Below are 12,749 nucleotides of genomic sequence, written 5' to 3'. Positions count from 1 at the left end.
TCGGTCGTGCGCGATCACTGGAAGGATAGAGAACGGCTTCAACTACTTCCGCTGGAGAGTGCCGTGCAGGACGCCGGGCCCCCCGTACCCGCGCACATCACCGAAACCGTCCCTACTGAAGACAAGACCCGCACGCTCGCGGCCCAGCGCCGCACCGGCCTGCTGGTCACCCTCGTCCTCGGCGGCCTCACCGCGCTGCCGCCGCTGTCGATGGACATGTATCTGCCCGCGCTGCCCCAGGTCACCGACGCCCTGCACAGCACAGCGGCGACGGCGCAGCTCACCCTCACCGCGTGCCTGGCGGGCATGGCCCTCGGCCAGCTCGTCGTCGGCCCGCTCAGCGACCGCTTCGGCCGCCGCACCCCGCTGCTGACCGGCATGGTCATCTACGTGCTGGCCACCGCCGTCTGCGCCTTCGCGCCGTCCGCCCCGCTGCTGATCGCCTTCCGGCTGGTCCAGGGCCTGGCGGGCGCGGCCGGCATCGTGATCTCCCGGGCGGTGGTCCGTGACCTCTACGACGGCGTGGAGATGGCCCGCTTCTTCTCCACCCTGATGCTGATCTCCGGTGTCGCCCCGATCGTCGCCCCGGTGATCGGCGGCCAGATCCTGCGGCTCACCGACTGGCGCGGCGTCTTCGTCGTCCTCACCGTGATCGGCACGCTGCTCACCCTGCTGGTGTGGCGGCGGATGACCGAGACGCTGCCGCCCGACAAGCGGCACTCCGGCGAACTGTCCGGCACCTTCGGCGCGATCCGCCGGCTGCTCGGCGACCGGGTCTTCGCCGGGTACGTCTTCACCGGCAGCTTCGCCTTCGCGGCGCTGTTCACGTACGTGTCCGCGTCGGCCTTCGTCGTGCAGGACATCTACGGCGCCTCGCCGCAGACCTTCAGCCTGCTGTTCGGGCTGAACTCCATCGGCATCGTCGGTGTCGGCCAGCTCAACGGCAAGGTGCTGGTCGGCCGGGTCGCGATGGACAAGGTGCTGACCGTGGGCCTGGTCCTGATCACCGCGGCCTCGGTCGCCCTGGTGCTGCTGACCTCCGGCGTCTTCGGCCGGGCCGGGCTCCCGGCGATCGCGGCGGCCCTGTTCGTCCTGATGGCGTCGATGGGCCTGACCCTGCCGACGGCGAACACCCTGGCGCTGCTGCGCGTCAAACGGGACGTGGGGTCGGCGTCCGCGCTGGTCGGCACGTCCTCCTTCCTGATCGGCGCGCTGGCCTCGCCGCTGGCCGGGGTGGCGGGCGACGGGACCGCGGTCCCGATGGCCGTCGTGCAGCTGACCTGCGCACTCGTGGCCGTCGGCTGCTTCGTCGGGCTGTGCGTGCGCGGGCGACGTACCGTGGAGTGACCCCAGGGTCTGTCCGACAGGAGGCTGCGATGGAGGAATCGGTGTCCGGTACGGCCGACGAGAGCCCGGACAAAGCAGTGGAGAGCCCGGACAACGTCATGAAGAGCCCGGACAACGTCGTGGACGAGAGCACATGGGCGTTCAAGAGCGCCGACAGCTCGCTGCACACCGGGGCCGAGGGCCAGGTGAGCCCGGAGGACCTCGTGCTGCTCTCCGGCCGCGAGCCCACACCTGAACTGGTCGAGAAGGCCCGCAGAGCACTGGAGGAACATGGCGCCGCCGCTGTCGAGAGGTACCTGCCCTGAGGCGGGTCTCGACACCGCCGAGCTGACCGCGATCGTCCCCGGGCTGGCCGCGTCCCTGCGACCGGCGCCCGTGCACCCGTGGTGCGCGGGCGCCGTCGTACTGGCCGGCCGGGGCCGGACCGTCGCGCTGCACGAGGCGGTCGGCCGGGCGGTGCGCTACTCCGGGTACGAGGAGACCGCCGACCGCGGCGTCGAACTGCCGCAGGACCGGCAGGTGCCGATGCGCCCCGACACCGTCTTCGACCTGGCCTCCCTCACCAAGCTCTTCACGGCCACCGTCGCCGCCGCCCACCTCGACCAGGACCGTGAAGTCACCGACTACGTGCCGGAATTCGGCGCGGCGGGCAAAGACGCCATCACCGTACGGCAGTTGCTCGACCACACCTCGGGCCTCCGCCCCGAACTGCCCTTCTACGACCGGCCGACCGCCGAGGAACGGGCCCGGCTGCTGTGGGACGAGGCGCCGCTCCACCCGCCGGGCAGCGCCCGGATCTACTCGGACCTCAATCTCATCGCGGTCCAGCACGCGCTGGAACGCGCCACGGGCCGCCCGCTGGACGTCCTGATCAGCGAGGAGATCACCGGCCCTTACGGCATGCTCGACACCGGCTTCAACCCGCCGCCCGAGGCGCTGCCGCGGATCGCGGCCACCGAGGACCAGCGGCGGCCGTGGGGGCGGCTGGACCGCGGCATGGTGCACGGCGCCGTCCACGACGAGAACGCGTACGCGATGGGCGGGGTCAGCGGGCACGCCGGGCTGTTCTCCACGGCCTGGGACCTGGCGCTGTTCTGCCGGGCGCTGCTGGACCGCGGCGGGCCGTGGCCCGGGTTCGAGACCGATCAGCCGTGGTTCATGGGCGAGTTGGCCGGGCGCGGCGCGGTCGGGCACACCGGTTTCACCGGCACCAGCCTGGTGATGGACCCGGCGAGCGACAGTTTCCTGGTACTGCTCGCCAACTCCGTGCACCCGTCCCGCACCTGGCGCGACGGCAGCGCGCCGCGCGCCGCCGCCGCGACCCGGCTGGCCCGGGCGATCGCCAAAGCCGATTCATAGCAAGGCCGGTTCATAGCAAGGCCGGTCCGCGGCACGACCGACTCGCAGCAAGGCCGGTTCGCGGCAAGACCGGCTCATGGTGCGGGAGTTCACGGTCGGGTCAGCGGAAGATCCCGGTGTGGCCGAGCGAGTAGCGGCCCGGCTGCGGGTAGACGGCCAGGCCGTGCGGTCCCGAGCCGACCGGGATCTTCGCCAGCGTACGGCCGTTGGTGGTGTCGATCGCGTACACCTCGGCGTCGTAGCGGCCGGACAGCCACAGCACCTTGCCGTCCGCGGAGACGCCGCCCATGTCGGGGCTGCCGCCGCCGTCGATGTGCCACTTGTCGACCAGCTTGCCGGTGGCGAAGTCCAGCAGGGAGACCGAGCCCTCGCCGCGGTTGGAGATGTACATCACCTTGGAGTCCCGCGACACGTACAGGCCGTGCGCGCCCTTGCCGGTGGGCAGCAGGGTCGGCTTGGAGAAGGTGTCGCCGTTCATCACCCACACGCCGTTGGCCATCATGTCGGCGATGTACCAGGTCCTGCCGTCCGGCGAGATCTTCACGTCCTGCGGCATCGCGCCCTCGAACGGCAGCCGCTGCTGGCCGACCACCTTCATCGCGGCGGTGTCCACCTTCAGCAGTTCGCCGGAGAACTCGCAGGACACGATGAAGTACTTGCCGTCCGGCGAGAAGTCGGCGTGGTTCACGCCGTAACAGCTCACCGGCACGGCCTTCTTGACCGCCATGGTGTGCGCGTCGCGGAAGACCAGCTGCCGGTCGAGCGAGGCCATCACCACCGCGTACTTGCCGTCCGGCGTGAAGTACAGGTTGTACGGGTCGTGCACGTCGACGGTCGGGCCGGGCTTGCCGGTGGCCGGGTCGATCGGGGTGAGGGTGTTGCCGACGTCGTTGTTGACCCACAGCGTCTTGAGGTCCCAGGACGGCACCACGTGCTGCGGCTGCTGCCCGACCGGGATCGTCCGGATCACCTTGTACGTCTTCGGGTCGATGACGCTGACGGTGTTGGAGTCGGTGTTGGGCACGTACACCCGGGACGGGAAGTTCTTCACCACGGGGGACAGGGCGTTCGGCCGGTCGGCGGCGTAGACGTCCTTCGGGTCGAGCAGCGGCGGCATGCCGGGCAGCCCCTGCGCGGCCGCCTGCACGCGCGGCGTGGACTGCGGCGCGGCCTTCGCGGCGGCCCGGGTGGGCGCGGAGGTGTGCGGGTGCGTGCCGCCGGTGGCCGATGTGCCGCAGCCGGAGGCGAGCGCGGCGCCCGCGAGGACGGCGACGGCCACGAGCACGGAGCGGGCGCGGACGGTACGGACCGGCGCCGCCGTACGGGCGTCGGGGGCGGTACGGGCGTCCGTACGGGGGCCCGGGTCGGCGGTCGGGTCGCAGTTCGGGGAACGGAACGGGATGCGGCGCATCAGGTCAGCAGCTCCGAGGTCGTGACCGCGCGGAGGCCCCGGCGGTGCAGGTCGTCGAGGATCCCGGGCAGCGCGGCGACCGTGCCGGAGTGCCCGAAGTGCAGGGAGACCACCGAACCCGCCCGCGCCTGGGCGGCCACCGCGGCGCGCACCTGGCCGGCCCCCGGGTCGGTGTAGTCGAGCGGGTCCACGTCGTACGACAGCAGGTGCGGGTAGCCCGCCCGCTGGGCGAGCCGCACCACCAGCGGTGTCGCCATCCGCGCCTGCGACGGGCGGAACCAGCGCCCGCGCGAGCCGGTCAGCTTGCGCAGCCGCTCCGCGCAGCCCTCGATCTCGGCGGTCGCCGCGGCGGCGTCCATCGCACCGATGTCGCCGTGCGTCTGGGTGTGGTTGCCCAACTCGTGCCCGCCGTCCAGGATCCGGCGGGCGAGCCGCGGATACGTGTCGAGCCAGCTGCCGACGGCGAGCACCGTCACCCGCGCCCCGGCCTTCTCCGCCTCGGTCAGCAGGGCCTCGGCCTGCGCCGGTTCGCCCTGGCCGTGGAAGGTGAGGGCGAGCCGCGGCCGGTCGCGGGGCCCGTGCTCGATCTGGTCGGGCAGGCCCGGCGGCAGCGGCGGGAGCGCGGCGGACGTGCCCGGCGTCGTACGGGACGGGGACGGTGCCTTTGACGTGGGGGTCGCTTCGGACGCGGAAGGCGCGGGGGCGGGCGCGGCACCGGACGGGCGGCCGTCGGCGCAGCCGGCCAGCAGCGCCCCGGACGCGGTCACCTGGAGGAGATTTCGGCGGGAGATGGACATCGGGCATCACTGTAGGACGTAACGGCATGTTCTCCGCACGTCACCGGGCCCGCGTCGCACGGACGAGTCACCCGGCTGGGCCGCCTGCCATCATGGGCCGATCAGGACACCGCGCCGCGGTGACCGGGGGGTGGACCGCGGGCGACCGCGACGAGGTACGTGGGGGGCTGCGTGACCGGGACGACGAGCGACAGACCGGCGGAGACCAGTGGCCGTCCGGCCGGGACCGGCAGTGTTCCAGCCGAGGCGGACGGTGCACCGGCGGGAACGACCGCCGAACCGGCGGGAACGACCGCCGGCGCTGCGGAGGCGGACGGCGAAGCGGCGGGAACGGCCGCCGGTCCGGCCGGGATGTACGGCGATCCGGCCGGGGCGAGCGGCGGTGGTGCCGGGAAGGCCCGCGCACGCGAGCTGAGCTTCGGGGCCGCCGTCCGGCGGCTGCGTGACGCGCAGAAGACAGCCAAGGGCGTATCGCTGTACTCGCGGTACGTGAACCGGCCGGCCGGCCGGGTGCTGGCCGCCGCCGCGTACCGGGCCCGGCTCACCCCCAACCAGGTGACCCTGGTCAGCGCCGCCTTCAGCGGCGCCGCCGTCGCCGCCCTCGCGCTCGGCCGGCCCTCCTGGCCGCTGGCCGTCGCGGTCTGGGCGGGTCTGGTGGTCGGCTTCGCCTTCGATTCCGCCGACGGCCAGCTCGCCCGGCTGCTCGGCGCGGGCAGCCCGGCGGGGGAGTGGCTCGACCACGTCGTGGACTGCGCGAAGATCACCGCGGTGCACGCCGCCGTACTGATCACCTTCTACCGGCACTTCGGCCTGCCGGGCGACGGCTGGCTGCTGCTGCCGCTGGGCTTCCAGCTCGCCGCCGTGCTGATCTTCTTCGGCGGCCTGCTCACCGACAAGCTCAAGCCGAAGGCCGGGCCGGGCGCCCCGGCGCCCGCGCCGCCGTCACGGCTGCGCGCGGTCGCCCTGCTGCCCGTCGACTACGGCGTCTTCTGCCTGGTCTTCCTGCTGCTCGGCAGCGAACGCGCCTTCCGCCTCGGCTATCTCGCGCTCTTCGCCGTGCACGCGCTCTTCCTCGTGGCCTTCCTCGCCAAGTGGTTCAGAGAGCTTCGGAGGGTGTGACCTCCGGCGCCGGCTCCGCGAGCACGTCGAGCGCCTTGCGGAGCTGGGTGCTGGAGGTGTGCACGGTGTACGGGAAGTAGACGATCTCCACACCGACCGTCGCGAAGTCCCGCTCCAGCCGGAGCCCCTTGTCCGTACCGCGCCAGTCGTCGCCCTTGAACAGCACGTCGAAGCGGACCTGCTGCCAGGTCTCCAGCTTGTCCGGCACCGTCTCCACGAAGGCCGCGTCCACGAAGCGGACACTGCGCACGATCTCCAGCCGCTCCACCAGCGGCACCACCGGGCTGCGGCCCTTGGCCAACCGGGCCATCTCGTCAGAGACCACGCCCGCGACCAGGTAGTCGCACTGACTGCGGGCGTGCCGCAGGATGTTGAGATGTCCCACGTGGAAGAGGTCGTAGACCCCGGGCGCGTAGCCCACTCGCTGTGCCATGAACCGACCCCCCGGTCGTACGATTTCCGCTGACGAATCCGTACAACGCTCCCCAGCGTTGACGAGTCCCACACAATAGCCGCACCCGACGGCGGTCAAACGGCGCTTTGCGAAAGTCCAACGCTTGGTAAGCGGGCGGTTGCTCTCCCGGTGAACGGCTAGGGTGGGCATCTGTTCGTCATTGGCGGTCTCTGGGGGGTCTGGGGACGCCGGGGGAAGGGAACACTCCGTGGCCGAGTCCGCCGCGCGCCGCCGCCTGCTGCTGGTCTCCACCAACTACGCGCCGGAACACGCCGGGATAGGGCCGTACGCGACGCAGATCGCCGAGCACTGGGCGGCCGGCGGCGACGAGGTGCACGTCCTGGCGGGCATGCCGCACTACCCGGCCTGGCGGCTCGACCCGGAGTACGCCGGGGTGTGGCGCGCCGAGGAGCGGCGCGGCGGGGTCACCGTGCACCGCCGCCGCCATCTCGTACCGCCCAAGCAGACCGCCGTCACCCGCGCCCTGTTCGAGGCCACCGTGCTCGGCCACGGCCTGCTCGCGCCGCCCGCCATCGGCCGCCCCGACGCGGTCGTGGCGCAACTGCCCAGCCTCGGCGGCGGTGTCATCGCCGCCCGGATAGCCAAGCGGCACGGCGTGCCCTACGTACCGGTCGTGCAGGACCTGATGGGCGCCGCGGCGGCGCAGAGCGGCATACGCGGCGGCGGCAGGGCGGCCTCCGCGGCCGGCGCGGTCGAGGCGTACGCGCTCAAGCGCGCCGCCCTGGTCGGCGTCATCCACGAGAGCTTCGTCGCCAAGGTCGCCGCGATGGGCGTGCCCGAGGACCGAATACGGCTGGTGCCCAACTGGTCGCACGTGGGCCGCCCGGCCCGGCCGCGCGCCGAGATGCGCGCCCGGCTCGGCTGGCGGACCGGCCAGACCGTCCTGCTGCACTCCGGCAACATGGGCCTCAAGCAGGGCCTGGAGGTGCTGGTCGAGGCCGCGCGGCGGGACCCGGCGCTGCGGGTGGTGCTGATGGGCGACGGCAATCAGCGCGAGCACCTGCGCACCCTGGCCGGCGGCCTGCCCAACCTGGAATTCGCGCCGCCCGCCGACGACGCCGACTTCCCCGACATGCTGGCCGCCGCCGACGTCCTCGCGGTCACCCAGCGCGCCTCGGTGCTCGACATGAGCATCCCGTCCAAACTCACCTCCTACTTCGCCGCAGGGCGGCCGGTCGTCGCCTCCGTCGCGGCCGAGGGCGGCACCGCCCAGGAGGTGGAACGTTCCGGCGCCGGAATCGTCGTACCGCCGGAGGATCCCGCCGCCCTGCTGGACGTGGTGCGCACACTGGCGGAAGATCCTGGTAGGGCCGACGCGCTGGGGGCGCGCGGGCCCGAGTACGTGGACGCGCACCTCAGCCGCGAGGCCGGTCTCGCGCGGATCGACGCACTGCTCGCGGAGGCGCTGGGGGCGCCCCGCGAGACCGCTCCCGTGACCGCTTCCACGACGGGGGAGACCGCGGGGGAGACCGGGGAGACCGAGGGGGCAGTGGGCAAGTGAGCGACACGACGCGCGCCGGTGAGGCGCAGGACGAACCGGACCTGCTCCGCGACCAGTTCCGGCAGCTCATCCGCTACCGCGCGCTGATCGTGGCGGGCGTGCTCGTCGGCCTGTTCGGCGGCGCCTGGCTCGCCCTGACCGGCGCCGACACCTACACCTCCACCAGCGAGGTACGGCTGCGGGCCGCCACTGTCGACCCGTTCGCGGTCGGCGCCTCCGCCGACAAGGGCATCGACATCGGCTCCGAGCGGCAGACCGCGCTGAGCACCAGCGTCGCGGACGCCGCCGCCAAGATCGCCAAGGCGCCGTCCGAGACCATGGCGCACTGCCTCCAGGTCACCAACCCGCCCAACACGCTCGTCCTGCGCTTCACGTGCAGCACCGGCTCCGCCGCCGACTCCGCGGCCTGGGTCAACGCCTTCACCAAGGCGTATCTGGCGGACCGCCAGGCGCAGACCAAGGCCACCATCAACACGATGATCGACGGCTACAAGGCGCAGCTCGACCCGCTGAACAAGCAGCGCAACGACCTGCTCAAGCAGATCGACAACACCACCGACCAGCAGGTGATCAGCTCCCTCACCAGCCAGCAGACCAACCTGCTGTCCCGGATCCTCGAACTCAACGGCAACATCAGCGGTCTGCGCGCCCTGGACAGCACCCCCGGCTCCGTCATCAAGACCGGCGCGGTGCCCAAGGCGCCGTCCGGGCCCGGCCTGCCGATGATGCTCGGCCTCGGCGGCGGTGTCGGCATCGCGCTCGGCCTGCTCGGCGCCTGGGTGCGGCTGGTCTTCGACCCGGCCGTCCGCTCCGAGGGCGAGGTCACCCGCACCCTCGGCGCCCCCGTGCTCGGCACGCTGCCCAGCGGCCGGCGCCGGCGCGGCAGCGGGCCCGCGCCGCTGCTCGCCGAGGGGCAGAGCGGCGGCCGGCTCGCCGAGGAGTACCGCGCGGTCGGCTTCCGGCTCGCCCACGACAAGCGGTTCGCCGAACGGCGGCGGCTGCTGGTCGTGGCGCCGCGCGGCAGCAGCGACACCGCCGCGGCCGTCGCCGTCAACCTGTCCGCGTCCTTCGCCGAGATGGGCATGGAGGTGCTGCTGATCGAGGCCGATCTGCGCACCCCGTCGCTGTCCGCCCGGCTGCGCACCGCCGACGGCGGCGGCCGCCCCGGCTGGGCCCGCTCGCCCGGCCTCGGCGAGGGCGGCTGGCCCGCCGGGCTCCAGGTCTCCATCGACGCGGGCGAGTCCGGGTCCTTCGACCTCGTGCCCGGCCGCCGGGTGCGCAATGTGGCCCGCGCGCTGACCTCCGCGCCCGCCACCCGGCTGTTCTCCGAGGCCGACACCCCCGGCGCCGCCGTGGTCGTCCTCGCCCCCGCCGTCCTCGCCTACGCCGACGCGCTGGCGCTCGCCGACCGGGTGGACGGCGTGGTCGTGGTCTGCGACCCGCGCGAGGTGCACCGCGCCGACCTGGTCCGGGTCCGCGAACTGGTCACCGCCGCGGGCGGCGCCGTCCTCGGCGTCGTCCTGCACTCCGAGGAGGGCGCCGGCCGCCGGCGCCGCTTCGGCCTGCGCCGCCGGCGTACCGGCACCGGCCGCGGCGACAGCGGCCACAGCGCGCCGCCCGGCACCCGGCCGCCCGAGGAGGGCCGCACCGGCCAGGCCCACAGCCCCGCGGCCCCGGAACGCCACCCGGTCCCTTGACCGGCCCCGACCCGCGGCACCCCGTCACGACGGCCGCCGCGGGCCCCGGGGCCGAGTACGCGTACGGCGACGGCGGGTTCGACCCGCCCGCCGGTGGCACCGACCTGTACGGCGATCCGTACGGCGACCGGAACGGCGATCCCTACGACCCGCCGCCGGCCGAGCATTCCGCTGCCGACGATGCGGGGGAGGGCGACGGCGAGGACGGCGGGCGGAAGGCGGGCACCAAGGCCGCCATCGTCAGCTCCGTCGCCGATCAGGGCGTCGCCGCGTTCACCAACATCATCGTGCTGGTGGTGGCCGCACGGCTGTCCAGCGCCGCCGCCTTCTCCGTGTTCTCCATGGTCTACATGGTCTTCACGGTGCTGCTCGGCATCAATGTCTCCTACGTCGGCCAGGCGCTGGTGCTGGAACGCGGCGCCGACCGGGTGCGCGCCGCCTGCCGCAGCGCCGCCGCCTTCACCGCCGTCGCGTCCGCCGTCATCGGCCTCACCATGGCCGCCGCGCTCGCCTTCGTCCCCGGCGGCACCGCCCGCGGCCTGGCCGTACTCGGCCTGGTGCTGCCGATCGTGCTCACCCAGGACGGCCTGCGCTACTGCTTCTCCGCCCTGCGGCTGCCGCACTACGCGCTCGCCGCCGACACCGTACGGCTGGCCGTGGCCGTCCCCGCGCTGGCGATGCAGCCGCACGGGGCCGGCGCCGTACGCCTGGTCGCCGTCTGGGGGCTGTCCGCGGTGCCCGCGCTGCTGGTGGCCGCCGCGCTGCTCGCGCCCAAGGTCAAGGGGGCGCCGCTGGACCTGCGGAAATTCGTGCGGCGCGGGCACCTCGGGCAGCGTTTCGTCATCGAATTCGGCGTCGGCAACGCCACCAGCCAGCTGGCGGTCGTCGGCCTCGGCCTGTTCGCCGCGCCGCTGGCCGTCGGCGCGCTGCGCGGCGCCACCACGCTCTTCGGCCCGATGAACGTGCTGTTCAACTCCGCGACCGCCTTCGGGCCGCCGCTGCTCAACCGGGTCCGCGGCGCCGACGACAAGGTGCGCGCGACCGCCGTACTGGCCGTCGTCCTCGCCTGGATCGCGGCGTCCTGGACGATCGTGCTGATGCTGCTGCCCGACCACGTCGGCCGCCAGCTCCTCGGCGACACCTGGGCGGCGTCCTCCTCGCTGCTGGCGGCCTCCGGCAGCCAGTACGCGGGCATCGCGCTCGGCACCAGCGCCCTGCTCACGCTGCGCGTGCTGCGGCCGAAGGCGACGCTGCCGATCCAGGTGGTGTTCTCGCTCGCGTCGGTCGCCCTCATGCTGGCCGGCTACCGGCTGGACGGGGTGATGGGCGCCGCCTGGGGCCTGTGTCTGGGCTCGGCCTTCAAGGCGGCGGCGCTGTGGCTGCGGATCCTCGCCGTCAAGCGGACGCCCGCACCGGCCCCCGCCGGTCAGGCGCCGGGCCCCACGGCCCAGGGCCTCACCGCAGGATCTTCCGCCGGTCCTCGCTGAAGGTCGTCACCAGCAGCAGGCACACCGCCGCGATGCCGATCCGGCCCGACGCCTGGAGCAGCGGGCCGCGCAGCAGGATGAAGGAGTAGCCGCACACCAGCGGGATCACCACGGCCATCACCGTGCCGGGGCGGCCCTCCTCCAGGGTGCGCTGGGCGTATCTGCGGTCGCCGCGGGCACAGAAGTAGCCCAGCAGCAGGAAACCGCCGGTCATGCCCAGCGGGCCGAAGTCCAGCCACAATTCGGCCCACAGCGGCGACGACAGATTGGTGTTGGTCATGCCCATCCACTGGCCGACCTGCACGCCGGAGTCCAGCGGTTTGCCGTGCCACACCGAACGCGGCACGAAGAAGAAGGCGTCGGCGGCCAGCTGCTTGCCGTTGGAGTGCCCGGCACCGGACTTCACGAAGGTGATGGTGTTCGCGAACATCCCGATCTGGTCGTAGTCCTTGAGCGTCAGCGGCTCCAGCACCGACGTGGACTCCACCGGGTGGTAGCCGCCCGAGTCGTACCGGAAACGGTCCAGGAACGGGAAGAGCACCAGCGCCGCGACCACGCCCGTCACCAGCGCCGTGCGGTACATCACCGGGCTGCGCGGGAAGGCCGTGAACAGCAGCGAGAAGACGACGGTCAGGAACCAGTAGCGCGGGTTCGAGACCGGGTTGTTCACGATCGCGTTGATCACCACGAGACCGGCCAGTGCGGCGATCGCCAGCGGGCGGCGGCGGGCGATCCGCGAGGTGATCATCCAGCGGATCAGGAACAGCATGGCCAGCAGGGCCGGTACGGTGCCGAAGCCGCGGATGAAGGCCGAGCCGACATGGCTGTCGCCGCCGCTGCCCGCCAGGCCGTTGGCCTGCACCGATTCGCTGATGCTCTGGCGGCTGGTGAAGAAGACGGCGGGGCCGCCGAGTTTGACGATGCACAGGGCGCTGCCGAGATACGCCACGACGATCAGCAGCCACAGCCGGCGCCGTGACACCGACGCCTGCGGGCGGGCCTTCCTGATCCGCGCCGCCGGGCGGTGCCGGGCCAGCAGGGCGCCCACGTCGAAGGCGACGCAGCCGATCAGTACGAGGGTGATCGCCGTCGTGGTGTCCGAGCGCGGGCCCACCACCGGTGTCGGGACCTGCCCGATGACCGCCTGCGCCAGCGGGGCGACGCCCATGGCCACGTACACGAAGAGCCAGAACGCGCCCTGGATCAGTCGCCTGCGGCGGGTCAGCACCATGGCCGCGAGGCGGCCGCCGCCGTACACCGTCAGCGTCAGCTGCAGCCAGTACGCGGTGTCCCGCACCCCTGTGCCGCTCTGCGCCGTCACATACGCCGGCAGGAACCCCACCAGGGCGATCACGAGGGGTACGGCGAGTGCCCGCGACAGCGCTGCGCGCGGCACGGATCTCGCGGCCTCGGCCGCGTCCGTGTCCAGCCGCACCTGCTCGACGTCCAGGGCCATGGCCCACCCCCCTTCGTGCTCCCCGAGCCGAGTCTAGCTGCGGAGTGCGCAGTTCCCCGCGCCCCTACGGGCACCCACTTCCGGAAGCGAACCCTTGGTG

General features: G+C 73.1%; 11 protein-coding genes. 7 read left to right on the top strand and 4 right to left on the bottom strand.

What is annotated here, in order from left to right; all coding sequences use genetic code 11:
• The first annotated feature begins 96 nt into the window (after window positions 1-96).
• Genes BM076_RS14060 through BM076_RS14050 form a run of 3 tightly spaced genes read left to right on the top strand, consistent with a single transcriptional unit; the run spans window position 97 to window position 2,706 of the window.
• Window positions 97-1,347, top strand: coding sequence for a multidrug effflux MFS transporter (locus BM076_RS14060; RefSeq protein ID WP_245796062.1), 1,251 nt, complete (start codon window positions 97-99; stop codon window positions 1,345-1,347).
• 29 nt (window positions 1,348-1,376) lie between these two features.
• Window positions 1,377-1,652 carry a hypothetical protein gene (locus BM076_RS14055; RefSeq protein ID WP_407640653.1) on the top strand — a complete coding sequence of 92 codons (276 nt, stop codon included), beginning with the start codon at window positions 1,377-1,379 and terminating at the stop codon, window positions 1,650-1,652.
• Complete coding sequence (locus tag BM076_RS14050; RefSeq protein ID WP_093713831.1) at window positions 1,618-2,706, top strand: serine hydrolase domain-containing protein; 1,089 nt, start codon at window positions 1,618-1,620, stop codon at window positions 2,704-2,706. Before BM076_RS14055 ends, BM076_RS14050 begins: the two co-directional genes overlap by 35 nt.
• Window positions 2,707-2,806: 100 nt before the next feature.
• On the opposite strand, the gene BM076_RS14045 is transcribed toward BM076_RS14050, so the two are convergent.
• Both BM076_RS14045 and BM076_RS14040 read right to left on the bottom strand, forming a co-directional pair.
• On the bottom strand, window positions 2,807-4,117 hold the full coding sequence (locus tag BM076_RS14045) for a YVTN family beta-propeller repeat protein (RefSeq protein WP_093713830.1): 1,311 nt from the start codon (window positions 4,115-4,117) through the stop codon (window positions 2,807-2,809).
• Entirely contained in the window at window positions 4,117-4,914 is a 798-nt protein-coding gene (locus tag BM076_RS14040) for a polysaccharide deacetylase family protein (protein WP_093713829.1), read from the bottom strand. Before BM076_RS14040 ends, BM076_RS14045 begins: the two co-directional genes overlap by 1 nt.
• A gap of 438 nt (window positions 4,915-5,352) precedes the next feature.
• Between BM076_RS14040 and BM076_RS14035 the strand changes: the two genes are divergently transcribed.
• Window positions 5,353-6,033, top strand: a complete 681-nt coding sequence (locus tag BM076_RS14035; protein WP_093713989.1) for a CDP-alcohol phosphatidyltransferase family protein — start codon at window positions 5,353-5,355, stop codon at window positions 6,031-6,033.
• Here BM076_RS14035 and BM076_RS14030 read toward each other — a convergent pair.
• The gene (locus BM076_RS14030) at window positions 6,011-6,466 is read right to left on the bottom strand and encodes an adenylyltransferase/cytidyltransferase family protein (protein WP_093713828.1); all 456 of its coding nucleotides are present in this window, start codon (window positions 6,464-6,466) and stop codon (window positions 6,011-6,013) included. The two genes, BM076_RS14035 and BM076_RS14030, sit on opposite strands and share 23 nt — an antisense overlap.
• A 262-nt stretch (window positions 6,467-6,728) precedes the next feature.
• On the opposite strand from BM076_RS14030, the gene BM076_RS14025 reads away from it, so the two are divergent.
• The 3 genes from BM076_RS14025 to BM076_RS14015 all read left to right on the top strand — a co-directional run bounded on the left by BM076_RS14025 (window position 6,729) and on the right by BM076_RS14015 (window position 11,193).
• Complete coding sequence (locus tag BM076_RS14025) at window positions 6,729-8,009, top strand: glycosyltransferase family 4 protein (RefSeq protein ID WP_093713988.1); 1,281 nt, start codon at window positions 6,729-6,731, stop codon at window positions 8,007-8,009.
• Window positions 8,006-9,706, top strand: coding sequence for a lipopolysaccharide biosynthesis protein (locus tag BM076_RS14020; RefSeq protein WP_093713827.1), 1,701 nt, complete (start codon window positions 8,006-8,008; stop codon window positions 9,704-9,706). The genes BM076_RS14025 and BM076_RS14020 overlap by 4 nt, the downstream gene beginning before the upstream one ends.
• Before the next feature lie 236 nt (window positions 9,707-9,942).
• A complete protein-coding gene (locus BM076_RS14015) occupies window positions 9,943-11,193 on the top strand; it encodes an MATE family efflux transporter (RefSeq protein WP_245796060.1) in 1,251 nt (416 codons plus the stop codon).
• Here the strand turns inward: BM076_RS14015 and BM076_RS14010 are convergent.
• Window positions 11,162-12,649 (bottom strand): O-antigen polymerase, encoded by a 1,488-nt coding sequence (locus BM076_RS14010; protein ID WP_107416957.1) that lies wholly within the window; start codon window positions 12,647-12,649, stop codon window positions 11,162-11,164. The two genes, BM076_RS14015 and BM076_RS14010, sit on opposite strands and share 32 nt — an antisense overlap.
• Between the last annotated feature and the right edge of the window lie 100 nt (window positions 12,650-12,749).

The organism is Actinacidiphila alni (genome assembly GCF_900112845.1).
GTDB classification, from domain to species: domain Bacteria; phylum Actinomycetota; class Actinomycetes; order Streptomycetales; family Streptomycetaceae; genus Actinacidiphila; species Actinacidiphila alni.
This window is presented reverse-complemented; position numbering and strand designations above follow the sequence as displayed.

Bases quoted from the DNA above. Each gene is read 5' to 3' on its own strand.
- BM076_RS14055 (WP_407640653.1), top strand. From the start codon at position 1,377: ATGGAGGAATCGGTGTCCGGTACGGCCGACGAGAGCCCGGACAAAGCA.
- BM076_RS14050 (WP_093713831.1), top strand. From the start codon at position 1,618: ATGGCGCCGCCGCTGTCGAGAGGTACCTGCCCTGAGGCGGGTCTCGAC.
- BM076_RS14045 (WP_093713830.1), bottom strand. From the start codon at position 4,117: ATGCGCCGCATCCCGTTCCGTTCCCCGAACTGCGACCCGACCGCCGAC.
- BM076_RS14040 (WP_093713829.1), bottom strand. From the start codon at position 4,914: ATGTCCATCTCCCGCCGAAATCTCCTCCAGGTGACCGCGTCCGGGGCG.
- BM076_RS14030 (WP_093713828.1), bottom strand. From the start codon at position 6,466: ATGGCACAGCGAGTGGGCTACGCGCCCGGGGTCTACGACCTCTTCCAC.
- BM076_RS14010 (WP_107416957.1), bottom strand. From the start codon at position 12,649: ATGGCCCTGGACGTCGAGCAGGTGCGGCTGGACACGGACGCGGCCGAG.